24 protein-coding genes and 1 tRNA gene are annotated in these 20,599 nt (G+C 50.7%); 13 read left to right on the top strand and 12 right to left on the bottom strand.

The window, feature by feature from the left end; genetic code table 11:
* Positions 1 to 6: 6 nt before the first annotated feature.
* Both feoB and A3K92_RS05945 read right to left on the bottom strand, forming a co-directional pair.
* A complete protein-coding gene (gene feoB, locus A3K92_RS05950; RefSeq protein ID WP_088885392.1) occupies positions 7 to 1,986 on the bottom strand; it encodes a ferrous iron transport protein B in 1,980 nt (659 codons plus the stop codon).
* Between the two features lie 9 nt (positions 1,987 to 1,995).
* The gene (locus A3K92_RS05945) at positions 1,996 to 2,223 is read right to left on the bottom strand and encodes a FeoA family protein (protein ID WP_088885391.1); all 228 of its coding nucleotides are present in this window, start codon (positions 2,221 to 2,223) and stop codon (positions 1,996 to 1,998) included.
* Between the two features lie 214 nt (positions 2,224 to 2,437).
* Here A3K92_RS05945 and A3K92_RS05940 point away from each other — a divergent pair, with 214 nt between their 5' ends.
* From A3K92_RS05940 to A3K92_RS05930, 3 genes are read left to right on the top strand one after another with little or no spacing between them, the layout of a single operon-like run.
* Positions 2,438 to 2,791, top strand: a complete 354-nt coding sequence (locus tag A3K92_RS05940; RefSeq protein ID WP_088885390.1) for a DUF4870 domain-containing protein — start codon at positions 2,438 to 2,440, stop codon at positions 2,789 to 2,791.
* A gap of 37 nt (positions 2,792 to 2,828) precedes the next feature.
* Entirely contained in the window at positions 2,829 to 3,617 is a 789-nt protein-coding gene (locus A3K92_RS05935; protein ID WP_088885389.1) for a 7-cyano-7-deazaguanine synthase, read from the top strand.
* Positions 3,618 to 3,622: 5 nt separating this feature from the next.
* Positions 3,623 to 4,621, top strand: coding sequence for an AIR synthase family protein (locus A3K92_RS05930; protein ID WP_088885388.1), 999 nt, complete (start codon positions 3,623 to 3,625; stop codon positions 4,619 to 4,621).
* 15 nt (positions 4,622 to 4,636) lie between these two features.
* Here A3K92_RS05930 and A3K92_RS05925 read toward each other — a convergent pair whose 3' ends face one another.
* Complete coding sequence (locus A3K92_RS05925; RefSeq protein ID WP_088885387.1) at positions 4,637 to 5,710, bottom strand: mRNA surveillance protein pelota; 1,074 nt, start codon at positions 5,708 to 5,710, stop codon at positions 4,637 to 4,639.
* A 295-nt stretch (positions 5,711 to 6,005) separates the two neighbouring features.
* Positions 6,006 to 7,052 (bottom strand): Xaa-Pro dipeptidase PepQ, encoded by a 1,047-nt coding sequence (pepQ, locus tag A3K92_RS05920; RefSeq protein WP_088885386.1) that lies wholly within the window; start codon positions 7,050 to 7,052, stop codon positions 6,006 to 6,008.
* Positions 7,053 to 7,143: 91 nt separating this feature from the next.
* Between pepQ and A3K92_RS05915 the strand changes: the two genes are divergently transcribed.
* Positions 7,144 to 7,335, top strand: a complete 192-nt coding sequence (locus A3K92_RS05915) for a PCNA-inhibitor (RefSeq protein ID WP_088885385.1) — start codon at positions 7,144 to 7,146, stop codon at positions 7,333 to 7,335.
* On the opposite strand, the gene A3K92_RS05910 is transcribed toward A3K92_RS05915, so the two are convergent.
* On the bottom strand, positions 7,330 to 8,478 hold the full coding sequence (locus tag A3K92_RS05910; RefSeq protein ID WP_088885384.1) for a methyltransferase domain-containing protein: 1,149 nt from the start codon (positions 8,476 to 8,478) through the stop codon (positions 7,330 to 7,332). The two genes, A3K92_RS05915 and A3K92_RS05910, sit on opposite strands and share 6 nt — an antisense overlap.
* An 85-nt stretch (positions 8,479 to 8,563) precedes the next feature.
* On the opposite strand from A3K92_RS05910, the gene A3K92_RS05905 reads away from it, so the two are divergent.
* Positions 8,564 to 10,303 (top strand): dolichyl-phosphate-mannose--protein mannosyltransferase, encoded by a 1,740-nt coding sequence (locus A3K92_RS05905; RefSeq protein ID WP_088885383.1) that lies wholly within the window; start codon positions 8,564 to 8,566, stop codon positions 10,301 to 10,303.
* Here A3K92_RS05905 and rnhB read toward each other — a convergent pair.
* The 3 genes from rnhB to A3K92_RS05890 are packed head-to-tail and all read right to left on the bottom strand — an operon-like array spanning position 10,300 to position 12,607.
* Complete coding sequence (gene rnhB, locus A3K92_RS05900) at positions 10,300 to 10,980, bottom strand: ribonuclease HII (RefSeq protein WP_088885382.1); 681 nt, start codon at positions 10,978 to 10,980, stop codon at positions 10,300 to 10,302. The two genes, A3K92_RS05905 and rnhB, sit on opposite strands and share 4 nt — an antisense overlap.
* Positions 10,977 to 11,798: a metal ABC transporter permease gene (locus A3K92_RS05895; protein WP_088885381.1), complete on the bottom strand. Its 822-nt coding sequence runs from the start codon at positions 11,796 to 11,798 to the stop codon at positions 10,977 to 10,979. The genes rnhB and A3K92_RS05895 overlap by 4 nt, the downstream gene beginning before the upstream one ends.
* A complete protein-coding gene (locus A3K92_RS05890; protein ID WP_088885380.1) occupies positions 11,795 to 12,607 on the bottom strand; it encodes a metal ABC transporter ATP-binding protein in 813 nt (270 codons plus the stop codon). Before A3K92_RS05890 ends, A3K92_RS05895 begins: the two co-directional genes overlap by 4 nt.
* A 138-nt stretch (positions 12,608 to 12,745) precedes the next feature.
* On the opposite strand from A3K92_RS05890, the gene A3K92_RS05885 reads away from it, so the two are divergent.
* Complete coding sequence (locus A3K92_RS05885) at positions 12,746 to 13,369, top strand: DUF447 domain-containing protein (RefSeq protein WP_088885379.1); 624 nt, start codon at positions 12,746 to 12,748, stop codon at positions 13,367 to 13,369.
* On the opposite strand, the gene A3K92_RS05880 is transcribed toward A3K92_RS05885, so the two are convergent.
* Entirely contained in the window at positions 13,331 to 14,296 is a 966-nt protein-coding gene (locus tag A3K92_RS05880) for a tetratricopeptide repeat protein (protein ID WP_088885378.1), read from the bottom strand. The two genes, A3K92_RS05885 and A3K92_RS05880, sit on opposite strands and share 39 nt — an antisense overlap.
* Positions 14,297 to 14,382: 86 nt before the next feature.
* On the opposite strand from A3K92_RS05880, the gene A3K92_RS05875 reads away from it, so the two are divergent.
* The 5 genes from A3K92_RS05875 to pgiA all read left to right on the top strand — a co-directional run bounded on the left by A3K92_RS05875 (position 14,383) and on the right by pgiA (position 17,424).
* Entirely contained in the window at positions 14,383 to 15,318 is a 936-nt protein-coding gene (locus tag A3K92_RS05875) for a ribonuclease Z (protein WP_088885377.1), read from the top strand.
* Positions 15,315 to 15,980: a TraB domain-containing protein gene (locus A3K92_RS05870; protein WP_088885376.1), complete on the top strand. Its 666-nt coding sequence runs from the start codon at positions 15,315 to 15,317 to the stop codon at positions 15,978 to 15,980. Before A3K92_RS05875 ends, A3K92_RS05870 begins: the two co-directional genes overlap by 4 nt.
* A gap of 52 nt (positions 15,981 to 16,032) precedes the next feature.
* Positions 16,033 to 16,221: a KH domain-containing protein gene (locus A3K92_RS05865; RefSeq protein ID WP_088885375.1), complete on the top strand. Its 189-nt coding sequence runs from the start codon at positions 16,033 to 16,035 to the stop codon at positions 16,219 to 16,221.
* The gene (locus A3K92_RS05860) at positions 16,218 to 16,787 is read left to right on the top strand and encodes a zinc metalloprotease (protein WP_088885374.1); all 570 of its coding nucleotides are present in this window, start codon (positions 16,218 to 16,220) and stop codon (positions 16,785 to 16,787) included. The genes A3K92_RS05865 and A3K92_RS05860 overlap by 4 nt, the downstream gene beginning before the upstream one ends.
* Before the next feature lie 67 nt (positions 16,788 to 16,854).
* Positions 16,855 to 17,424 (top strand): glucose-6-phosphate isomerase, encoded by a 570-nt coding sequence (pgiA, locus tag A3K92_RS05855; RefSeq protein ID WP_088885373.1) that lies wholly within the window; start codon positions 16,855 to 16,857, stop codon positions 17,422 to 17,424.
* Between the two features lie 15 nt (positions 17,425 to 17,439).
* On the opposite strand, the gene A3K92_RS05850 is transcribed toward pgiA, so the two are convergent.
* Positions 17,440 to 18,027 (bottom strand): lysine exporter LysO family protein, encoded by a 588-nt coding sequence (locus tag A3K92_RS05850; RefSeq protein ID WP_088885372.1) that lies wholly within the window; start codon positions 18,025 to 18,027, stop codon positions 17,440 to 17,442.
* Positions 18,024 to 18,278, bottom strand: coding sequence for a hypothetical protein (locus tag A3K92_RS05845; RefSeq protein WP_088885371.1), 255 nt, complete (start codon positions 18,276 to 18,278; stop codon positions 18,024 to 18,026). The genes A3K92_RS05850 and A3K92_RS05845 overlap by 4 nt, the downstream gene beginning before the upstream one ends.
* 116 nt (positions 18,279 to 18,394) lie before the next feature.
* On the opposite strand from A3K92_RS05845, the gene A3K92_RS05840 reads away from it, so the two are divergent.
* A complete protein-coding gene (locus A3K92_RS05840; RefSeq protein WP_088885370.1) occupies positions 18,395 to 19,591 on the top strand; it encodes a pyridoxal phosphate-dependent aminotransferase in 1,197 nt (398 codons plus the stop codon).
* Between the two features lie 70 nt (positions 19,592 to 19,661).
* Here A3K92_RS05840 and A3K92_RS05835 read toward each other — a convergent pair whose 3' ends face one another.
* Positions 19,662 to 20,153 (bottom strand): HIT family protein, encoded by a 492-nt coding sequence (locus A3K92_RS05835; protein WP_088885369.1) that lies wholly within the window; start codon positions 20,151 to 20,153, stop codon positions 19,662 to 19,664.
* Positions 20,154 to 20,253: 100 nt separating this feature from the next.
* Between A3K92_RS05835 and A3K92_RS05830 the strand changes: the two genes are divergently transcribed.
* Positions 20,254 to 20,331: transfer RNA gene (locus A3K92_RS05830), tRNA-Val, on the top strand.
* Positions 20,332 to 20,599 lie beyond the last annotated feature (268 nt).

Raw genomic sequence — 20,599 nt, 5'->3', positions numbered from 1 at the left:
TGGCTGTTAAGAAACTCCCAAGGCAATGCCAAGATGCCAGATGATAGCCCCAACCACCGAGGCCACGCCTATCATGTAGAGGGTAACCGCCGCCGCCCACTTCCAGCTGCTCTCGGCCCTTATGGCACCTATAGTCGCTATACAGGGTATGTAGAGAGTCGTAACAACCGCCAGGACGTACGCCTGAAGAGGCGTGAGGACGTTTCTTATTGCTTCTTCATTCCCGTAGAGGACGCCGTAGGTTGATATCACGTTCTCCTTCGCCACTATGCCAAAGAGCAAACTTACTGCCGCCTTCCAGTCAAGGCCCATCAGCCTAACGTAGGGCTCAAAGAGGTATCCAAGCTTTTCAGCGTAGCTCTTACCGGTTCCTATTGGTGCCGGGAAGTTGCTGAGGTACCAGATGGCGATTGCTCCTGCGAGTATTACCGTGCCCGCTTTCTTCACGAACTCCTTGCTCCTCTCCCAGGAGTGCAGGAGAAGGGTCTTCCAGGTTGGAATGTTGTACTCGGGAAGTTCTATGACGAACGGACTGCCCTCACCGGGAACAAATTGGCTCACAATCCACGCTGAAAGCAGAGCCACGCCGAAGGCCAGCAGGTAAACACTGAGGGCAATGAGGGCCTGGTTCGAGCCGAAGAAAGTACCTGCGAGGAAGCTTATGACGCTCAGCCTAGCGGAGCAGGGGATGAAGGGGTTTACAAACATCGTGACCAGTCTGTCCTTCTCCTCATCGAGGTTTCTGGTTGCCATCACTGCCGGAACGTTACAGCCGAGCCCGAGTATGAGCGGTATTATCGCCTTTCCGGGAAGGCCGAACCTCCGGAATATGTCCTCCATTAAGACCGCTACCCTCGCCATATAGCCCAGATCCTCAAGGAAGCTCAGGGCAAGAAACAGGAAGAAGACGAGCGGGAAAAAGCTGAGAACCATCCCGACGCCACCGATGATACCATCAACAACCAAACCCCTGAGCGTCTCGTTCGCTATGTGCGGTGCAAGCCACTCCCCAAAGGAGGAGAAAGCACTGTCAAAGAGTTCCTGCAATGGCAGGCCAAAGGCAAAGACAAACTTGAAGAGGGCATAGAAGACGACCGCCATAGCCACGAACCCGTAAACTGGGTGAATGAGGATCCTGTCGAGCTGGTCTGTAAAGGTCTCTTCCTTCAGCTGGCCGTGGGTCATGAACTCGTGGGTGAGTCTGTCTATGAACTCGAACTTCTGGCCGGCTATTATGAGGTCTATGGCTCTCCCGTACTTGGCCTCAAGCTCGCCGATGTGCCTCATTATCTCGTTGAGCTTTTCTTTGCCTAGGTGCCTCCTCACGAGCTTTATAACTTCGTCATCGCGCTGGAGGAGCTTTATCGCGAGCCAGCGCAGGGGATAGCGGGAGGCAAGCTTGGTTCCTTCCAAGCATTTTGAGATGTGTTCTATCTCCCTCTCCACCTCAGGGTCGTACTGGGGTATTATTGGAGCACCAGCAATCTCTCCGTGGGCAACCTTTATGATGGTCTCCTTCAGTTCATCAAGACCCCTACCTTCCTTGGCACTGAGAGCAACGACGGGGACGCCGAGAACCTTTGACATCCTCTCGACCTCTATCTTTATGCCCTTCTTCTCGGCAAGATCTATCTTGTTGAGAGCTATGACGACGTTTTTAATGCCCATCTCAAAGATTTCCATCGTCAGATACAGGTTTCTGAGGATGGAGGTTGCATCAACAACGTTTACTACAACGTCCGGGTTTCCATTGAGGAGAAAGTTCCTTGCAACGAGCTCATCAACGGAATGGGCAGTAAGTGAGTAAGTTCCCGGGAGGTCAACTACTAAAAAGCGCTCACCATTATACTCAAAAATTCCCTCTTTCTTCTCAACGGTCACTCCCGGCCAGTTGCCCACATGCTGTCTCATTCCGGTTAGGGCGTTGAATATCGTGGTTTTACCAACGTTGGGGTTTCCAGCCAGGGCCACAACCCTCATCGCCATGCTACCACCTCAAAGCTTTCTCACGAGAACCCTTGAGGCTATTCCCCTTCCAAGGGCGAGCCTCGCCCCCCCGACCTCGACCACAACTGGCCCGGGGTTGTAGACGTTGACGACTCTGACTGTTGCACCAGGGGCGAGCCCCATGGCGTAAAGTTTGCTCCTGAAATTCGGTCCGCCCTGGAGGTTCACGACGATACCCACTTCGCCTGGACGAAGGGAAGTTAATGGAATAATCATGATCATCACCGTTAGGTTTTCCTAATCCGGTGCCATTTCCAGAAAGTGCCTAATAAATCTTTGGTGGGCCTAACAAAACTCAGTGGTTCGAAATTGGAAGGGTTCTGGTTCAGAGGCATTCCAAAAATTCTTAAGTGCTGGGTGTTCTGAGAAAAGCATTTAAATAATGGAATAAAGAGAACAAATCTGACTAAACATTGGGAGGTGTTTTCAAATGGTTGAGGCTCCGTCCAAAGCAAACAAGACATCCCTCGGGATGGATGAGAACGTTGAAGGCCTTTTGGCGTACTTGCTTTGGTGGGTTACAGGGATAATATTCCTCCTCCTTGAGAAGGACAGCGATTTCGTCCGTTTCCACGCAATGCAGTCAACGATAACCTTCTTAGGCATTACAGTGCTTGCATGGATATTGAAGATTATACCTGTTGTTGGAGGAGTTCTAGCAAATCTTCTGGTACTCCTGGGGATTATCCTCTGGATAATCGGAATGGTCAAGGCCTATCAGGGCGAGCGCTACAAGTTCCCCATCGTTGGAGACCTCGCAGAGCAGTGGCTTGAGAAAGTCTGAGGCTCAGACTTTTAAGCACTCCAATTTATTTTTCCCCATGCTCGCTCTCAACGATGTCATCGAGGAGATAAGGAATTTCTCAGAGAAAGCCGGACTTTTCGATAAGAGAATACTCGTTATGTTTTCAGGCGGAAAGGACAGTTCCCTTGCCTTATACCTTCTCAAAGAAGCCGATTTGGATGTTTCAGCTTTGACATTCTTCCACCGCTGGAGCTGGAGGGAAACTCTAAGGTGGGCGATGAAGTTCACGAAAAAGCTCGGCGTCGAGCACTTCTTGGTGGACGTAACGGATGGCCTCCTCGGGGAAGCGGTAGGAAGGAAAGGCCCGGTCTGCATCAACTGCAAGAAGGTCATGCTCTGGAACGCCAAATGGTTCGCGCTGAACAACGGCTTCGACGTCTTAGCGAAGGGCGACAACGCCAACGACAAAATAATAGGCGCCCTCCTGGACCAGTGCAAAACCGATATACGCCTCTGCGAGATTCCCAGAATAGGAATACCAACTTTCAGGCCCCTCATAAAGTACACAGCAGAGGAAGTTGAAAAGCTTGCGGACGGGGCTGGAATAAGGCCCTACCGTATGTACGAGCACGCGAGGAGGAGGCAGTGGCGCGAAGGTTGCCCCCTCCAGTACATTGATAAAGAAGAGCTAGTAAAGCCGGAGTTAATGGATTTAGCCTACAGGGTGAACTACGAGGTAAGTAAAATCGCCAGAAAGAGAAAAGTCCGCGTCAGCGTCCGGGTTCCAAGCTTCGAGATAATGTGCTGGAACTGCGATGATGAGACGCTTGATGAAATCAGAGCGGCAATAGAGAAGTTCAGGTGATTTGGATGGGGGAACTACCGCTTGGAAAGCTGAGGAATGAGCTGTTAAGAGAAGTAATTTTTCCAAACCTCGGCGTTGAGGATGCCGGGGTGGTTTACGGGCCAAGAGAGGGCTTTGATTCTGCGGTTCTGGAATACGACGAAGAGCATTACCTCGTGATAGCGACCGATCCGACCCTCGGTGTCCCAGTTGAGACCTTCGGCTTCTTCACTTACCATTTTGCCTCCAGCGATGTGGCAGTTTTTGGGGCGAAGCCGGGGTGGTTGGTCGTTGATTTGCTCTTTCCCAAGGGAACTAGCAGGGAATTCCTCAAAATAGTAACGGGGGACCTCCACGGGGAGTGCCTAAAGTACGGGGGCTCGATAATAGGAGGTCACACAGGGGTTTACCCAAGCGTTTCAGAGCCTACAGCAACTACCACCGCGATGGGCCTTGTGAGAAAGGACGAGCTTAAGCTTCCACTGGCGAAGCCGGGCGATAGGATCATCATTACGGCCAAAGTTGGCCTTGAGTTTGCAGTTTCGGCGGCGTACTTTAAAGAGGAGGAACTCTCAAAAATTCTCTCCAAGAAAGAGCTTATGAGACTCAAACGCTCCTTTTACTTCGAAACCGTCGTTCCCGATGCATTGACAGCCAAGCCCTTCGTCAGGGGCATGCATGACGCTACCGAAGGTGGTTTGACAGCTTTACACGAGATAGCGGACAACTCGGGCGTCGGATTCAGGGTTTATGCAGAGAAACTTCATCTTGACCCGCTCGTTAGGAAGGTTCTTGAGTTCTACGGCCTAGAACCCTGGAGCGTCTCCTCAACGGGAACGCTTATTGCTATAACCCCTCCCGAAAACGTTGATTCATTAATTACGGAATTAATTAAAAATGGAATCCTGGCTTTCGAGCTCGGAGAGTTCACAGAGGAGAAAGAGGGGGTTTTGGTCGAAAATGGAGAAGAAAGGCCGTTTCCAGAGTTTAGAGCTGATCCGTACGTAGAGCTTTACAAAGAATGAGGAATTGGGTGGTCTTCACTTCACCCTGAACCTCAGAAGGGCCGCCAGACCGCCCAATGCCTTCAGCTTCTCGCCGCCCTCGTGCTCCGAGCTGACAACCACCACCTCACCGCGCGAATACCTGACCGCGTCCATCAGCTCTTCTATCTTCTCCCTGTGCTCTCCTTTGAGGAGTTCGTCGAGCACCAAAAGCGTCTCGACGGCACCGTAGTTCACCGCTTCCTCCACCTCTTTGAGACCGTACGCCGCTAAGCCGTTGTTTTTAGCTATGCTCTCCAAAACCTTCTCGACTAGCTGGACTTCCTTGGCGACACGGTTCTCGTGGTAGACCCTCTCCACTGTCCCGCGCTTGATGACCTCGTAGATGCCCGTCCTTCCCGTCACGCTCGTGTCCTCTATAACGACCTTCTTTGCAAGCTCCGGGTAGTTCTCCTGCAGGAACTTATAGAAGTCCTCCTTTACGAATCCCGGCCCAGCCACAATGGCTTTCTCAACGTTTTCGCGCCTCATTACCTCCTCCATCGTCTTTGCCACGTCGTGGAAGAACTTCTTCTCCTCGCTTTCCCTGTCGGTGTTGTAGCGCTTACCGCCAAGGTTATGGCGTATGCTGTTGAGTATTTCCACGCCGTACTCCCTGACGAGGGCCATATCTGCTTCCCCGTCGTCGATGACGACTATCGTTACCCTTGCCCTCTTGGAGGCCTCAACTGCCTCCCTCAGCCTTTCAATGTGGTGCTCTTTCCAGCGGGGTTTCTCGATGGTTACTACCGTTCCTTCCTCAATTGCTATCGTGTGGTACTTGCCGAGGGGAACGTCTTCCCTGCTCGCGTAGACTATCGGTCCGGTAACGCGCACCTGGTTGGCAAACTTGTGAAAGTTTATCTTCTCCGCTTTAACTCCGAGGAAAACCGGGATAACTTCAACCTTCTCAGCCCTCAGGGAATCGCTCCTCTGGCTCTGCTTGCGGAGAGTTTTGGCGTAGACGATATCGCCAGGATCGATGATGTGATAGAGATGCCAGAGGTCGTCCAAAGTCTCGGCCTTGACCTTCACTTTGCCTTCCTTGGGCTTCTCCTCGATTATCTGCATGGTATCACCCCGACTATTGCACCTGACTCTTAAGCCTGCCGGTAGTACGCGGGTGGAGTTTTATCCTTTGTCCCCTCCGAGACCGGTTCACTGGCTTAATCCCTGTTTTTATATCACTTGTGGTGATACCTAAACAAAAAGTTTTTAAAGTGTAGAACTTGTGTATCACTGGAGGTGATATATAATGACCCCAATGATGTACGTGTGGTTGATAACCGTTGAGCGCGAGGCGAGGCAAAAACTTCAAAAGAAAACCTTAAAGCCAGAGGATGCTTTTTAATTTTTAATTGCGAGCCTAAATAAGCTCCCTCTCCGTCTTGGTGAGCCTTCTGGCCCCGTTCTCCGTAATGACTATGGTGTCCTCTATTCTGACACCCCCAAACTTTGGGATGTAGATGCCCGGCTCGACCGTTATCACCATGCCTGGCTTAAGGACGGTCTCATCGAACTGGCTTACCCTCGGCCACTCGTGTATCTCAAGGCCGACTCCGTGGCCGGTGGAGTGGATGAAGTAGTCTCCGTAGCCGTATTCGGCTATAACGTCCCTAACGATGGTGTCGAGCTCTTTCGCTGTAATGCCAGGCCTTGCTTCCTCAACGCCCTTCTTCTGGGCCTCCAGAACAATCTCGTAGATTTCCTTCTGCTTTTCGTTTGGCGAACCGACAACGATAGTTCTCGTCATGTCAGAGTGGTAGTGTCTATAAAGCGCTCCCTCATCGATGACGACCAAATCGCCCTTCTCTATCCTCTTGCCGCTCGCTACTCCGTGTGGCAGGGCTGATCTCCATCCACTCGCGATTATAGTGTCGAAGGCCGGTTTTTCTGCTCCGTTCATCTTCATGACGTACTCCATCTTTGCCGCTATCTCTCTCTCGCGCTTACCCTCGCTTATCTCCTCCAGAGCAACGAGCATTGCCTGATCGGCTATTTTACAAGCTTCCTCTATAATCTCCAGCTCCTCGGGAGTTTTGATTATACGGAGCTCCTTGATTACGTCATCCACTGCCGTAAAGTCCTCAACGTTGGCCTTTTCCTTCAGTGTTTGAATCGTGGAAAAGCTAGTTCTTCCTTCGATGCCGAGCTTCCTGAGCTTGAAGGACGAAAGTCTCTCATAGAGCTCCTTTCCGGTTTTGAACTTCTCAACGGGTACCTTTGAGGTCTCTTTTGCCTCTTCGTATTCCAGCTCGGGGACTAGGAAAACTGCCTCATCCGGTGTTACAACGAGGTAGCCACCGAGAACCGGCGAAGAGCCCGTGAAGTAATAGAGGTTGGGCTTGTGGGTTATCAGCACGCCGTCGAGCTCTTTCTCGGCTATAAACTCCCTGAGTTTTTCGATCCTCATCTCAACCACCTGAAGGTGTTGAAGTTGATGGATAAAACCCTTTCGTCGGAAAAGTTTTATATCTGTTTGCATATCTGTGCTGGTTGTAATCATGTACCGGAAAATAGACGAGTTCCTGGGTTCGGGTGTTTCCATAAGGAAGGAAGAAGTACCTCGAAAAAGGAAGAAACGCCTAAAGGAAACCAGCCTGGAGGCTTTCCTTCCGGCTGAACACGTTGATTATTTCAAACAGCTTCGCATTGGGTCAAAAAAGATACGAAACGCAAAAATTGAGGAGTTATAGCTCTTCCGCTATCACGGCCTTTTCTCCGATCTTAAAGACGAATGCCCTCCGTTCTCCCTTCAGGTTTTCCTCGATCTTCTTCCTGATTCTCCAGTATTCGCTCTCCGGAACGCTTATTCTTAACGTTGCCCTTCCAAAGCCCTCTTTCCTCAGGAAATCGTTTATTCTGACCGGATGGAATGGAAGAATTCCGACAACGTGGTATGTTCTCTTCAGGTAGGGACTTTTTACTTCTTCGTTTCCAGTGGCCAAAACGCGCCTTTTCTCCCTCATGAGCATTTTTGCTTCAACCGGGAGAGCGTGAAGGAGTTCGTTTATTAAATCGGCATAATCCAAGCTCTGAGGTATCTCGTAGAGGTATTCACCCGGTTCCGTAGCCCACTCCACAATGTTCTCCAAGTTCGGGTTGCTCTCTATTCTTACCCCCGCCGGCAGGATCACCGCGCTTCTCTCTGCCTTTGCCAGGGGTTCTGTGTAGAACGTAAGCCGGTTGAGTGCTCCAAAGATGTCTATGTACTCAAACTCGCCCTTCCAGGGCACTTTCTCCCGCCTGATCTGTGGGGGCAGATCAAAGATAAAGGCGTCGGTTTTCTTTTTGTAGGCGGTGTAAACCTCGAGGGGGCTGGGAAGGAGGTCTTCAAGCTTTCTCTCGGGCATCTCTGGAGGTCTGGCCGGGTCGGAGAAAACGACCTCGGCATCAATTCTATCGATGGTTTCAGGAGCCAGTGAGTCGGCGTTTATGAACTCGATGTTTGAAACACCGTATTTTTTGGCGTTTCTCCTGGCGAACTCTATCTTGAGCGGGTCAATGTCGATTCCATAGGCTCTATCAACTTTCATTGCGTAGAAGATGATTTGAATCCCTATTCCACAGGATACATCGGCGATGCTTTTAATTCCAAACTCCTCAAGCCTCTCAGCGCGGTATTTTGCCACAACCTCGTGTGTTGCATAGCGGAGCCCTTCCAGATCCATCCAAAGGTCGTTCCTGGAGAACTTATCCTTCGCCCTTATTCTGGCCCTGGCTATCTCAGCTATGAGCTTCCAGTCCTTCCCCAGGCTGGCTCGAAGCTTTTTCTCACCATAGCCCTTCCTTATTAGTTCCTCTGCCAGCTTTATCAGCTCTTCGGTTATCTCCATCATCGTTCCAGATAGGTGGAGATATTTTAAAGCTTGCGCGGGACAAGAAGCTTAAAAGTCATTGTTCCAACGACTGGTGGGTGGTAACATGGATCGGATGGGCAAGATAAAATTCGTTGTTTTCCTTCTCCTTGCCATCGGCATGATGGGGGCCTCCCTCTGGTACGCTTACGATACTGCATCCAGGGCAGACCTGGTCGACTACGTTGGAGATGAGGTCTGGTACGTCTCTGCTTCGCGAAACGTCCTTCACAGGCTCGGTTTTCAGTTGCATTACATCCACAACGGCTACGAGGGAGTTAACGTGATCTTCAAGGACGACGAGGCGAAGCTTCGCTATCGGGACGTGGTCGAAGGCGCCATGTTGAGGTTTAAAGGCAACTTATCGGCTAGGGTTAATTACCAGAAGTTCCCGGCCGTCTACGTTGAAATTCCTCAGAATAACCTGGACGATTTTCTCGCTTACCTGGAGAAAAAGATACCTCAAGACGACTTCTACGTGGTTACCGGCTTCAGGTATCCAGATGCTGAGAGGATACAGAACTATCTCAACACTGAACATCCCTTCCTAGGGAAGGATTTCATAATGCTGGCCATGATCCTCGGTGGGGACAGGCCCCTAGTATGGAGAATCCCTGGGATAATCCTCTACGGTCTTCTGCAGCTTCTCGTTCTGCTGACTGCTTACAGAATAACTCGCAGTTATATCGCTTCCTTAATCGCGCTGTTCTTTGCGGCTGTTGATCCGCTCCTGCAGGCTACAGCTGTTACCGCAATGCTGGACATCTACGTTGCCTTCTTTGTTGCCCTCTTCGTGTTCCTCTTCGTGTATTCGAGAGATATGGGCGCTGGGTTCTCTGCCGGACTTGCCGGGGCTACCAAAGTCAGCGGTGCCTTTGGTTATCCGATTTTCTTCCTGAAGTTGGTTAGGGACCTAGCTCTAAGGGTTGACTGGAGAAAAGTTGCCAGGATAATAATCGTAACTGTGCTAATTGGAGGCACGATAGTTGCCTACGCCGAGTACCGGGCTGCCTACTGGGAGAAAAGCTACTTCTTGGTTTTGCTTGGTCTCACTGTGGTGGCCCTTGCGGAGTTCTCATATTCAAGCAGAGACGCCGTCAGGGAGTTAGCGTATCTCGTCACCGCGGCAGTTTTCCTTCCGCTCCTGGGCTTCCTGATCCCAGAGATCCCAATAATAAAGGTTCAGGGCTTTGATCCGTGGCTGAGGGACTTCCTTGGAAGCTTCAAATGGCACCTTAGTTACAAGGGTGAAAACCCCTGGACGTCTCCCTTCTGGCAGTGGTTCTACAACGCCAACCCCTTCCACTTCCACTTTGATCCCGATATAGTTGCCAACACTAGTCCAACTCTTATGCTCTTCACCATAGTCGCTGTCTTTGCGGTTCCCTACGTCTGGAGGAGGCGTGGTGAAGGCGCCCTTATACCCTTTGGAGTGTTCTGGAGCACATTGCTGCTCTTTGCCCTCCAGTACGCTATGGGCGGCAAAACCCAGTTCAGCTTCTACGCCACTGCCCTGGTTCCCGAGGCGACGGTTATAATGGGCGTGTTCCTCTACGACCTTGTAAAGTGGGAGGCCTTCGAGGAGTCCCTTCTCACCTACCTCCTCTGGCTCGGCAGGGTCTTAAAGGTGAAGCGCTTTGTTGAATACGCGGAGAGTAAACTCAGAAAGAGCCAGAAAATCCCAGGAGAGGTGTATCTACCCTCCATTCCACTCCCACCGACCGTTCGGGTTAGAGAAGGCGTTAGAAGGCCAAAGAAGACTTCAATCCGGACTAGAGAAGGAGGACTTCCAAGGAAACCCAGTTAGTTCTTTCTTTTTTCCTTCAGAAACTCCTCTATGCTCAGCTGTCCAGCCCTCTTGATCTTTTTGAGGGTCTTCCACGTCCTCCTGACTATCGGTGGAAACTCTCCGTGCTTCTTGTAGTAGCTCATCAAAAACTCTCTTGTTCTTGGATCACTGGGATATCCGCTTCCTATCTCCCCATATTCCTCCTTCAACCGCTCTATAGCCCTGTCACGAGTTACTTTGGCTACTATTGAAGCAGCTGAAACTGGGGGGAATTTGTCGTCGGCCTTGTGCTCTGCTATTATTCCGGCCTTAAAGTTAAGGAGCTTCCCTATTTCTTCCCCAAACCGCTCCTCCTTGACATCCGCGGCGTCTATGTATATAACGTCCGGTTTAACTTTAAGGGAGTTGAGGGCCTTTACGAAGTTGTTTACCTCGAATTCGTTGAGCGTTCCTTCTCTGGAGTCTATCTCCTCCGGGGAGAGCTCAAGGATGACGTAATCGTCCGCTATTTTAAGAATTTCATTGAAGAGTTTTTCTCTCCTTTTGGGTGTCAGCTTTTTCGAGTCTCTAACTCCGAGTGCTTCAAGTTTAGGCAGATTGACCTCGTCAAAAACAACCGCCGCGATAACCATGGGGCCGATTACAGGGCCCCTTCCGGCTTCGTCTATTCCCGCAATTTTCCTTCCCACTTTCATCTCCTCGTGAGCAGTGCTCCGTATATCAAGCCCAGCAGTATGGTTGCTATTCCGCTGGGCGGGATGGCCGTAAAGTAAGCCGTTCCAACCGAAACGAGCTGAACCGTGAGAGTAACCAGCAGGCTGATGGCGACGATCTTTCTGGCGTTGTCGCTTAGCATCAGAGCTATTGCCCCTGGAAGGACGGCCACAACCTGAAGGGTGACTAGTCCAACGCTCTGGACTATGAGGGCTCCGGTCATTCCGACTATGGCGTAGAGGATCACCAAATACATCCTGGAATTTCCGCCGTGGCCGTCTATACCCTCCGGATCGAAGCTCAAGTAGAGAAAGTCGCGGTAGAACAGAAGTATGATGAGAGTTATCAAAAAGCCGCCTGCGCTCAGTATCTCAAGGTCTCTGGAGCTGATTAGAAAGAGCTCACCCGTCAGGTAAGAGACGACGTTTTGAGTTAGGGGATAATACGGCTTGGTTGCCATGATCTTGTAGAGTACCCCAAATCCCAGAACCGTTAGTCCAGCAACGAAGCTGGCTATTATTCCAACTGAGGAATCCGGGGAAAAGCCTATGTGCTCCAGGTGGGCTATTGTCAAAACTATCGCCAGAGTCACCAGCATCGCCACGAAAGTTACCAGCGCGTAGTTGTTTAGCAGAAGTCCGAGTATCATCCCCAAAACTGCCCCCAGCAGGAGGGCATGGAATAATGCATGGGTTAGAAAGGCAAGTCCTTTCATGTTTATCAGCGGGCTTAGCAGTCCCAGTAGAACGCTCACCGTGATACTGGCTATTACTGCTCTCACTATGAACTCCGGAATCATGGCTTCTTCCCCCCGGGGAGATGGATATGGAAGTCTCCGGTAAGGCAGTACAGCTTGTCCTCGACCTTTATTACCTTGGCCATTGGGCCGTAGACTGTCTTAATAATTTCTTCCCTCAGCGCATCATCTGGAGGGCCGAAAGCTATCATTCTCCTGTTTATGAGCATTACCCAGTCCCCTATCTCGAGGAGGGGGTTTATGTCGTGGGTTGTTATTATCATGGAGATGCCCTTTTTCTTTTTGATTTTGTTCAGAACTGACGCAACCTCGGCCCGGGCTGATGGGTCCAGAGCCGAGAGCGGCTCATCCAGGAGGAGTAGCTTTGGGTCGCTTATCAATGCCCTCGCAAGAAGAACCCTCTGCTTCTGTCCGCCACTCAGGTTTTTGAATGGTTTGTCCTTTATGTCCTCCAGCCCAACGAAGGAAAGGGCCTTTTCCGATTTTTTTATGATCTCCTCGGGAATTTTTCTGTGGACTATTCCGGATTTGTACAGCGCCCCCATGGCAACTACCTCTATCACCGATAGGGGCACCTTTTCGTTGAGTGAGAAGCTCTGGGGGACGTAAGAGATGAAATCCCTGCTTTCCTCCGGTTTTCTTCCAAAAACCAATATGACACCTTCGTATTTGTCGTGAAAACCCGCTATCGTTTTCAGAAGGGTGGTCTTTCCTGCCCCGTTTGGGCCCAGGAGTAATAGAGTTTCGCCTGCGTTGAGATCAAATGTAACTCCTTCCAAAGCAGGTTTGGAACCGTAATATATCGCTAAATCCCTGGCAATCACGGCTTTTTCGGTTCGTTGGCTGCTCATATGTGTTCTCCCTGGTTTTGAATTTAAAATCAGGTATTTTTAAACTTATCCCGACCAAAATCCATATAACCGGTCAGGTTCTAAAATCCGGGAGACGGCATATGGTTCCACCCCAAACAGAGGATTGAGGGATTTTCAATGATCCCCCTCTTGGATTTTCTATCTGAGGGACAGGTTTACGAGATGCTTCTCGTCACCCAGTCAAATGTAACACCCGTTGGAGTGATTAGAAGGGGCGGTACTCTTTTCTTCAAGCTCTTTGGAGGAAAGAGCGCGGAGGAGATCAAAAGGCACCCCTACGCTTCCCTGCAGATTACTAACGACGCCGGCCTAATAGTTAGACTTGCTCTAAACATGCCTCCCAAGGAAGGCCTTACCCTGGTGAGACGGGGAGAATTCAGGTGGGTTGAGGGGATTCCCGGGTTCTATGGGCGGGTAAACTGGAAGCTGAAGGATCATGAAGATGAGCTTGGTAGGACGAGGGTTTTAACATGTGCTCTGGACGTTCTTGGCATAATCGAAGGCTCTCTGGTTCCCCGACCGTTCAGCAGAGCTGACTGCGCGCTGATCGAGATGGCCGTTGATTTTACGAGACTCAAAGTGGCAGTAAATTCGAACGTCAATCTGGCCAAAAGACTGTGCGACAGGATTTGTGAGAACTACAACCTTTATCAGAGGCTGGGAGGTAGCGATCCCGTTGGAGAAAAGATAATGGAGAAGGCCTCAGAGCTCTGCCTCACCAAGGAACTCCAGAAGGTCTAAGAGTCTCCTGTCCTTAACCTGTTCGATGATTTCCCGGAGCTTTTCTTCTTCAACTTTTCCGTCCTTGAAGAGGGCCAAGTACTTAACGCCCTCGAAGAACTCCGCCAGCTCCGGAAACGCGTTCTTAAACATGTCGATGTTGTTGTATACAGTCTCGAAGTTGTCCTCAAGGAAGAGCTGCCACAGAACATCGACAAGTGCATCGAAGGCGACATCGTAGTACTCCGTTCCTTTGGCCCTCAGCATTGCATACAGGCACTCCTGGAGCGCCGCCTCGTAGTTATCTTTCTCCTCGAATATCTCCTCAAATGTAAGGTGTATCTCAGCCAGGAGTGCGTTGTTTCCTGTCTCAACTACCCTGGGAAGTAGAGAACCGAGCATGGCCTTTGCCTCGTAGATGTCCCCCATTTCGAACTTCACGTAGGCTTTGTAGACCTGTATATGAAGGATCTTTTCCTCGTCTTTCAGCTCTTCGTATTTCTTTTCCGCCAGTTCGAGAAGTTCGTAGGCCTTTTCGTAGTCCTGAAGCTCCTCCTGAATCAGCGCCATGTTGTAGTAAATCTCTGCAACGTGCTCGGTGTTTCCTTTGGCTATCTCTTCCTCCAGGAGAGACTGATACAGGGCGAAACTTTTCTCAAGCTCTCCGAGGAGGAAATAAAGGTCAGCCAAGTGGAACTTAGCTTCGAACGAACCTTCCTTCTCTGCCACCTCCTCGAACTCGCTTATCTTGTCCACCTCGAGGAACTCGTGATAGTAATAGACGACCAGCTTGTAAAGTTCGTAGTCCTTTTTTTCCAGGGCCAGCTCTTCAACCTTTTTAAGGATATCCTCGAGCTGCTCGTCGCTGAGTTCGTCTACCTTGTAGTAGAGAAGGCTGGCGAGTTTCTTTGTGTCTTTCTCCTCAATAGCTCTCATGATTTCTTCCATTTGCTTCACCGGTAAAATCTATGAGCTTGTGGGTTTTAACTCTTTCCGAGGGTAGAGCTTTTAAGACGGCAGGGGGATTTTCAAACATGGTACAGATCTACTTTCTCGGGACGGGGGGTATAATGCCGAACAGGGAACGGAACGTTCCCTCAATAGCGGTGAGGTACAGGGGTGAAATCCTACTCTTTGACGCTGGGGAGGGAACAATCCGGCAGATGAACATCGCAAAGCTCAGCCCGATGAAAATAGATAAGATATTTATAACTCACTTCCACGGTGACCACTATCTCGGTCTTGGGGGGCTTCTCCAGACCATGAACCTCTGGAACAGAAAGAAGCCCCTTCACATCTACGGGCCAAAGCACACCTTCGAGTTCGTCCGGAACTTTATCAACAGCGGCTTTTTTAGGCCCGTCTTTGATATCCACGTCCACGAACTCGGAGAGGCCAGGCTAAAGTTCGATGGGTATGAGGTATGGAGTTTCAGAGTTGAACACGGGATTCCGGCTCTTGGCTACGTATTCAAGGAGAAAGACAGGCGCGGGAAGTTCCTCCCGGAAAAGTTAAAGGTTTATGGACTGAAACCCGGGCCCTTACTTGGAAAGCTCGAGCGCGAGGGTCAAATCGAGTTGAACGGCAGGATCATCCGTTTGGAGGATGTGACGGGACCTCGGAGAAGGGGCGTTAAACTGGTTTACACCGGCGATACGGCACCCTGTGAAAGGGTGGTTCTCTTTTCCGAAAAAGCGGATCTTCTTATCCATGATGCAACCTACCTGGTTCCTGAGGATAGGGGGGAGAGCTATCATTCCACAGTCGAGGAGGCCTGTGAAGTGGCAAAAAAGGCAAAGGTAAAACTCCTCGCCCTCTTCCACAGGGCCTTCCGCTATTCCCATGATGAATACCTGTCCAAAGCCACTGAACTGTGCGACGTGGACTTTATTGTTCCAAAAGATTTCGATCTTCTGACAGTTGAATCTGACCATTGGAAGCTCGGGAACGTCCTGGAGGGAGCCTCATGAACTACCTGCGTTATGTGAAGGTGATAGGGACGATGCACGTCTCTCCTCTCAGCAGGGAGGAGGTTGTTTCCGCAATAAAAAAGGAAAGGCCCACCGCCGTAGCGGTCGAGCTAGATCCACTTCGCTTCCACTCTCTTCTCTCTGGAGAGAAGGCAGACTTCGTAACAAGCCTTAAACTCGGTCGAGGTGGATTGGTTGGTTATCTACTGACGAAGTTTGAGGAAGTTCTCGGAAAGGAGTTTGGAATGGAACCCGGTGGTGAAATGATCGCGGCTGTGAAAGCCGCCAGGGAGATGGGGATCCCTCTGTACCTTATAGATGAAGACATTAGAACTATTCTGGCCAAAATCCTTGCTGCCCCCAGGAGGGAGAAGTTACTTCTCCTATTGGAGGGCTTTTCGGTGTTTTTGCCCTTGGTTGGTGGAGCGGAAACGCTCGCCAACCCTATGGACGATTACCGGTGGATGACTCTTGAGTTTCGAAGGAGGTATCCCTACCTTTACAGGGTTCTGGTCGAAGAGCGAAACGCAATCATGGCGAGGAACCTCGTCTCGATAGTCAGGAACCTCTTTGCCGTAACCAGGAAGCCAAAGGTAGTTGCCGTTGTTGGTCTAGGACACAGGGAAGGCATTGAGCGTCTCCTGAATTCGGCTTTTGACTGAACTCACCGTGAAACTTTTATAATCATCCTTCAACATCATCCGGGGGAGAACTATGGACGAGACTTTCGAAAAGCTCAGGAGAATGCTCAACGTCGAGATCTTGGATGTTGAGTACGATGGGGATAAGATAGTCGTCTATGTTCCAGCCGACCAGGTTAGAATAGCCGTTGGAACTGGGGGTGCTGCAGTGAAAGCGGCCGAGCTTGTTCTCGGCAAGAAAATTGAGGTGAAAGCTAGATGAATTATCGCGAGTTCGAGGATTTGACGTTGTCTTTTTTTGTGCTCACCCTGCTATTTTCAAACTTTGAACTAAAAAACGTCCCCTATGCTGGAATAGCCGTTCTTCTGAGTTTTGTCTTCCACGAGCTTGCCCATAAACATCTGGCAGGGCGGTACGGCTTTATAGCCTATTACCGCCGATGGGATCTGGGAATAATCTTGGCCATTATCATAGGTATCTTGTCCCGCTTTCTTACTGGAGAGACCTGGATATTCGCCGCCCTGGGTGCCCTTCAGATCAGGGGACTGTACACCTACCACGATCCCCGGGCATTTGGTAAGATAGCGGCAGCCGGCCCACTGACGAACCTTCTGCTCGGAGTGGCTGGAGTTGCACTTTTATACGCTCTTCCATTGAGTGGATGGGCTCTTAAGGTGGTGTATTTTACATCGTCCGTAAACCTGTGGGTGGCTTTCTTCAACCTCTGGCCTATCCCTCCTCTGGATGGCTGGAAGGTAATGAGGTGGAACGTTGCCTACTGGGCGATTATGATAGGGGTTGCTTACACATTCATGGCCCTTCTGTAACACTGCTGGTGATACAAAAGGGAAAGGTTAAATAGGGTCTTGAGTTATCTTACCCCGGTGAATGCTTATGGAGTACAAGAAACCAATTGGAATTAACATCGATCTTGAAACTGGTGTAATTCCCGGGGCCAAAAAGCTCGTCAGGAGGCTCAGCGACCTCAAGGGCTACTTCCTCGATGAGGATGCCTACAACGAGCTCCTCAAGGACGACCCGGTCGTTTACGAGGTCTACGCGGTGGAACAGGAAGAGAAGGAAGGCGACCTTAACTTCGCAACCACAGTTCTCTATCCCGGTAAGGTCGGTAAGGAGTTCTTCTTCACGAAGGGACACTTCCACTCAAAGGCCGACAGGGCTGAGATATACTACGGTATCAAGGGGAAGGGCGGAATGCTCCTTCAGACACCGGAAGGGGAGGCCGAGTGGATACCTATGGGACCTGGAACCGTCGTCTACGTTCCACCCTACTGGGCGCACAGAACGGTGAACACCGGCGACGAGCCGTTCATCTTCCTCGCGGTCTATCCAGCGGATGCCGGCCATGACTACGGATCTATAAAGGACAAGGGCTTCTCTAAGATCGTCATCGAGGAGAACGGAGAAGTCAAGGTAGTGGACAACCCGCGCTGGAAGGAGTGAGCTTTTTTCTTATCTTTACCCCCCTCCCAGTATTAGTGGTAGAAGGAAAGGCACCAGCATGGTTATCACGAAACCGTGGATGAACGCAACGAGGGAGACTTCTTTTCCTCCCGTCTTTGCTATCACCCCAAGCGTCGTGTCCATTGTCGTTGCCCCACCTATGGTGAGGCCTACTTCTGGAGGGATCCACCTTACAAGGAAGGGGTAGAGCGTGACGGTGAGGATTTCCCGGAGTAGGTTGGCAAGAAATCCCAGCGTGCCGTAAATGGCCGAGTATTGGGCTATTATCGGGCCGGTTATCGAGTACCAGCCGCAGCCAGCCCCTATCGCCGAGGCGTACCTTATGGGGATATCCAAGAGAAGTCCACCAAGGAGTGCCCCCGCTATAGACCCTAGAATTGTTGTAACAGCAAGAGAAAGTCCCAAACGCCCCGATTTTCTCAGGGCATTGAAGTCGAATTCCATTCCTAGATCCAGACCTATCAGAAAAATCAAGGCGTAGAGAACCCACTCATAGAGGGCTCCAAGGTCTGGGGATAAAATTCTGCCGGTTATGAAGCCGAGTGTTAGGGAGGTAAGAACAAGGGCCGAGAAGCGGCTCACTTCAACCACCTCCAGAGGAGAAAACCAAAGAGAAGACTACCAGCGGAGGTCAGCACGGCAAAAACGGCAGAAGAGACTGTAAGCCAGCCAGCATCGATTTCGACTTTCCCTGTTTCGACTCCCATAAGGAATACAAGGAGCAAAACCGTCGCACTTAAAGGAACGTCTCTCCTTATAGCCCTGAAAGAGCTTTTGCCACGTAGCGCGTATCCGAGGACGAGACCAAGGGAGAGGGGAATTAGAATGTTCATAGGAGGCGCTTCCATTCGATTGTTATAAAATTTTTGGGAAGTTTGGTGGCCACGCAAAGCGAAAGGTATGAAAAGGTTTTTATGAATGAGGTCTCATCATTAAGGTGGTGATTGAAATGATTCGTCCGTCTGAGAGGGCCATGGGCGTTGAATACGCCATAAGGGATGTTGTTCTTCCCGCCAGGGAGCTCGAAAAGAAGGGGATAAAGGTCATCCGTCTCAACATAGGCGACCCCGGGAAGTACGACTTCCAGCCACCGGAGCACATGCAGGAAGCCTATTGTCGCGCCATAAAGGAAGGACACAACTACTATGGCCCGAGCGAGGGCCTTCCGGAGATGAGGGAAGCCGTCGTCCAGCGCGAGAAAAGGAAGAACGGCGTTGACATAACTCCTGACGATGTCCGCGTTACCACGGCCGTTACCGAAGCACTTCAGCTCATATTCGGTGGTTTACTTGACCCCGGTGACAACATCCTCGTACCGAGTCCGAGCTATCCACCGTATACTGGCTTGGTTAAGTTTTATGGGGGAATCCCCAACGAGTATGATACAATAGAGGAGAACGGCTGGCAGCCCGATATAGACGATATGAGGAAGAGAATAAACGAGAGGACGAAGGCTATAGCTGTGATAAACCCCAACAACCCGACGGGTGCACTCTACGAAAAGAAAACCGTAAAAGCCATCCTTGATCTTGCAGGAGAGTACGATTTACCCGTTATAAGCGACGAGATATACGATCTCATGACCTATGAAGGAAAGCATGTTTCCCCCGGCTCGCTCACTAAGGACGTCCCGGTAATAGTTATGAACGGTCTCTCAAAGGTTTATTTCGCAACCGGCTGGCGTTTGGGCTACTTCTACTACGTTGACCCCGAGGACAAACTCTCTGAGGTCAGAGAAGCTATTGACAAGCTCATGCGTATAAGAATATGCCCGAGCACACCGGCTCAGTTCGCTGCCATAGCCGGCCTGACCGGCCCGATGGATTACCTCGAAGAGTACATGAAAAAGCTCCGTGAGAGGAGGGACTACATCTACAAACGCCTGACAGAAATTCCCGGAGTAAGCACTCAGAAGCCCCAGGGAGCATTCTACATCTTCCCGAGGATAGAGGAGCGCTCGAAGTGGAAGAGCGATAAGGAGTTCGTTCTTGATGTTCTCCACGAGGCCCATGTTCTCTTCGTCCACGGGTCAGGGTTTGGAAGGGCCGGTGAATGGCACTTCAGGATAGTCTTCCTGCCGCCGGTGGAGATACTTGAGGAGGCAATGAGCAGGTTCGAGGAGTTCATGAGAAAGAGGCTTAGCTAAAAGGGAAAGGCCGATGATGAGCGGTTGGCCCGGCACTGAGAAGTGCTGAGGGCCACCACTCCTGAGGCCATTACTCCTTTAGTACTTCTTCTATTGCCTTTTTCAGTTCGTCGTAGGCTTCCTGCAGGGACTCGGGGATGACCTTCGTGTCCGCTATTACTGGCATGAAGTTAGTGTCCCCGTTCCACCTTGGCACTATGTGGAGGTGGACGTGGTCGTCTATACCTGCCCCGGCAACGCGACCGAGGTTAACTCCGAGGTTAAAGCCGTCCGGGTTCATGGCCTTCTTTAGGGCCCTTATCATGAGCTGGGAGAGCTTCATAATCTCGAGGAGCTCTTCATCAGTGAGGTCTTCCCACTTCCCAACGTGCCTGTATGGGGCGATCATGACATGGCCCGGGTTGTAGGGGTAGTTGTTCATTATCACGAAGCTGTGCTTCCCGCGGTAGAGGATTAACCTTTCCCTATCGCGGTTCTCTTTTGGAAAGTCGCAGAATATGCAGCCTTCATGCTTTGGTGAGCGTATGTACTCTATTCTCCATGGTGCCCACAGTATTTTCAAGCTCTCACCTCCGGCGGGGGATGGACGGGAGGGTTAAAAAGTTTCCGCGGTTGAGATGACGAAAAATTTATAACGGCGTTCCCGTTCCATTAGACGGGACGGGCCCGTGGTCTAGACTGGTTATGACGCCGCCCTCACACGGCGGAGGTCCGGGGTTCGAATCCCCGCGGGCCCACCATACAACCCTTTGCTGACGCAAAGCGTTGACGGAAAATTTGTGATTCTTGTTTAAAATGGCAATTTTGGCAGGATTTCTCGTTAAAGTTGCTTTTTGAGAGTGGATTCTTTATCCGGAGCGTTTTTCAAGTGGGTTCGCCTTTTTAGCGCTCCAAAGGAGCGCGGTGAGAGTGAACCCTTTCAATGGGAGTCTCTCCAGAGAATCCCTCGTTAATGCTACGAATTCACTTGAAATCCTCTGGGAGTAGAATCTCAATTAGGAATCACAA

This window comes from Thermococcus gorgonarius, from assembly GCF_002214385.1.
GTDB classification, from domain to species: Archaea; Methanobacteriota_B; Thermococci; order Thermococcales; family Thermococcaceae; genus Thermococcus; species Thermococcus gorgonarius.
Note: the sequence above shows the minus strand (reverse complement) of the source record. Positions and strands in the feature narration are given on the sequence as shown.

What these genes read in the sequence shown, in the direction of transcription:
- A3K92_RS05865 (WP_088885375.1), top strand. Translation starts at nt 16,033, where the DNA reads ATGGACGAGACTTTCGAAAAGCTCAGGAGAATGCTCAACGTCGAGATC.
- A3K92_RS05895 (WP_088885381.1), bottom strand. Translation starts at nt 11,798, where the DNA reads ATGATTCCGGAGTTCATAGTGAGAGCAGTAATAGCCAGTATCACGGTG.
- A3K92_RS05915 (WP_088885385.1), top strand. Translation starts at nt 7,144, where the DNA reads ATGTACCGGAAAATAGACGAGTTCCTGGGTTCGGGTGTTTCCATAAGG.
- A3K92_RS05845 (WP_088885371.1), bottom strand. Translation starts at nt 18,278, where the DNA reads ATGAACATTCTAATTCCCCTCTCCCTTGGTCTCGTCCTCGGATACGCG.
- pgiA (WP_088885373.1), top strand. Translation starts at nt 16,855, where the DNA reads ATGGAGTACAAGAAACCAATTGGAATTAACATCGATCTTGAAACTGGT.
- A3K92_RS05925 (WP_088885387.1), bottom strand. Translation starts at nt 5,710, where the DNA reads ATGCAGATAATCGAGGAGAAGCCCAAGGAAGGCAAAGTGAAGGTCAAG.
- A3K92_RS05840 (WP_088885370.1), top strand. Translation starts at nt 18,395, where the DNA reads ATGATTCGTCCGTCTGAGAGGGCCATGGGCGTTGAATACGCCATAAGG.
- A3K92_RS05940 (WP_088885390.1), top strand. Translation starts at nt 2,438, where the DNA reads ATGGTTGAGGCTCCGTCCAAAGCAAACAAGACATCCCTCGGGATGGAT.
- A3K92_RS05935 (WP_088885389.1), top strand. Translation starts at nt 2,829, where the DNA reads ATGCTCGCTCTCAACGATGTCATCGAGGAGATAAGGAATTTCTCAGAG.
- pepQ (WP_088885386.1), bottom strand. Translation starts at nt 7,052, where the DNA reads ATGAGGATCGAAAAACTCAGGGAGTTTATAGCCGAGAAAGAGCTCGAC.
- A3K92_RS05910 (WP_088885384.1), bottom strand. Translation starts at nt 8,478, where the DNA reads ATGATGGAGATAACCGAAGAGCTGATAAAGCTGGCAGAGGAACTAATA.
- A3K92_RS05870 (WP_088885376.1), top strand. Translation starts at nt 15,315, where the DNA reads ATGAACTACCTGCGTTATGTGAAGGTGATAGGGACGATGCACGTCTCT.
- A3K92_RS05860 (WP_088885374.1), top strand. Translation starts at nt 16,218, where the DNA reads ATGAATTATCGCGAGTTCGAGGATTTGACGTTGTCTTTTTTTGTGCTC.
- A3K92_RS05930 (WP_088885388.1), top strand. Translation starts at nt 3,623, where the DNA reads ATGGGGGAACTACCGCTTGGAAAGCTGAGGAATGAGCTGTTAAGAGAA.
- feoB (WP_088885392.1), bottom strand. Translation starts at nt 1,986, where the DNA reads ATGGCGATGAGGGTTGTGGCCCTGGCTGGAAACCCCAACGTTGGTAAA.
- A3K92_RS05885 (WP_088885379.1), top strand. Translation starts at nt 12,746, where the DNA reads ATGATCCCCCTCTTGGATTTTCTATCTGAGGGACAGGTTTACGAGATG.
- A3K92_RS05890 (WP_088885380.1), bottom strand. Translation starts at nt 12,607, where the DNA reads ATGAGCAGCCAACGAACCGAAAAAGCCGTGATTGCCAGGGATTTAGCG.
- rnhB (WP_088885382.1), bottom strand. Translation starts at nt 10,980, where the DNA reads ATGAAAGTGGGAAGGAAAATTGCGGGAATAGACGAAGCCGGAAGGGGC.
- A3K92_RS05875 (WP_088885377.1), top strand. Translation starts at nt 14,383, where the DNA reads ATGGTACAGATCTACTTTCTCGGGACGGGGGGTATAATGCCGAACAGG.
- A3K92_RS05945 (WP_088885391.1), bottom strand. Translation starts at nt 2,223, where the DNA reads ATGATTATTCCATTAACTTCCCTTCGTCCAGGCGAAGTGGGTATCGTC.
- A3K92_RS05880 (WP_088885378.1), bottom strand. Translation starts at nt 14,296, where the DNA reads ATGGAAGAAATCATGAGAGCTATTGAGGAGAAAGACACAAAGAAACTC.
- A3K92_RS05905 (WP_088885383.1), top strand. Translation starts at nt 8,564, where the DNA reads ATGGATCGGATGGGCAAGATAAAATTCGTTGTTTTCCTTCTCCTTGCC.